The 1,002-nt window shown below is 64.8% G+C and carries 1 protein-coding gene and 1 pseudogene; both read right to left on the bottom strand.

The features are described from left to right. Window positions 1–818: GMC family oxidoreductase (locus tag EOA22_RS35040; protein WP_164756242.1), on the bottom strand; the 818-nt coding region annotated here is incomplete at its 3' end. Beyond that, window positions 815–1,002 (bottom strand): annotated as a pseudogene (locus EOA22_RS35035) (carbohydrate kinase); the annotation flags it as partial. The pseudogene EOA22_RS35035 and the gene EOA22_RS35040, both read right to left, overlap by 4 nt.

Below are 1,002 nucleotides of genomic sequence, written 5' to 3'. Positions count from 1 at the left end.
ACCCCCGACAGTTCGAGCAGCTTGGGCGAGTTGATGGCGCCGGCCGCAAGGATCGTCTGTCCAGCGCGGACCTGATGCAGGCGGCCGCCTTGGCGGAAAACCAGTCCGGTGACGCGCCGGCCGTCGAATTCGAGCCGTTCGGTTTCCGCGCCGAGCACTACGCGCAGGTTCTTGCGCCCCGCTATACCGCGCAAAAACGCCTTCGATGTGTTCCAGCGGACGCCCTTCCTCTGGTTGACCTCGAAATAGCCCGAGCCTTCATTGGTGCCGGTGTTGAAGTCTTCGGTGCGCGGAATGCCGAGTTCCTCGGCCGCGTCCCGGAAGGCGTCGAGGATCGGCCATGAAAGCCGCTGCCGTTCGACCCGCCACTCGCCGCCGCTGCCGTGCATGGCGCTCTTGCCACCATGGAAGTCTTCCGACTTGAGGAAGTAAGGCAGGACATCGTCCCAGCCCCAGCCGGCATTGCCGGCCTGGCGCCAGCCATCATAGTCGGCAGCCTGGCCGCGCATGTAGATCATGCCGTTGATCGATGAACAGCCGCCGAGCACCTTGCCGCGCGGATAGTTGAGGCTGCGTCCGTTGAGACCGGCTTCCGGCTCGGTCTTCATCATCCAGTCGGTACGCGGGTTGCCCATGCAGAAGAGATAGCCGATCGGGATATCGACCCAGTGATAGCGGTCGCTGCCGCCGGCCTCGAGCAGCAGCACCTTGTTGCGCGGATCGGCCGAGAGCCGGTTGGCGAGCACGCAGCCGGCGGAGCCGGCACCGACGATGACGTAGTCGTAACTGCCGAACGGAGACGGTGAAGCTTCGGTCACGTGCGCGCCTGCTGTCCGGCGATGCGCTCCCACATCGGGGTCATCGCCTGGTTGATCTCGCCATAGAGTCGATACCGCCGTGCGTATGCGTGAGCAACCGTCTCGTTGGGTACAAAATGTCGGGCGGCCGCTGTCATGGCGGTTGCACCGGCACTGTAGTCCGCGAAAATGCCGACGCCGGTGC

The sequence above is a fragment of the Mesorhizobium sp. M7A.F.Ca.US.014.04.1.1 genome (assembly GCF_003998745.1).
GTDB lineage: Bacteria > Pseudomonadota > Alphaproteobacteria > Rhizobiales > Rhizobiaceae > Mesorhizobium > Mesorhizobium ciceri.
The sequence above is the reverse complement of the archived record's forward strand: the minus strand, read 5'-3'. Positions and strand labels throughout refer to the sequence as shown.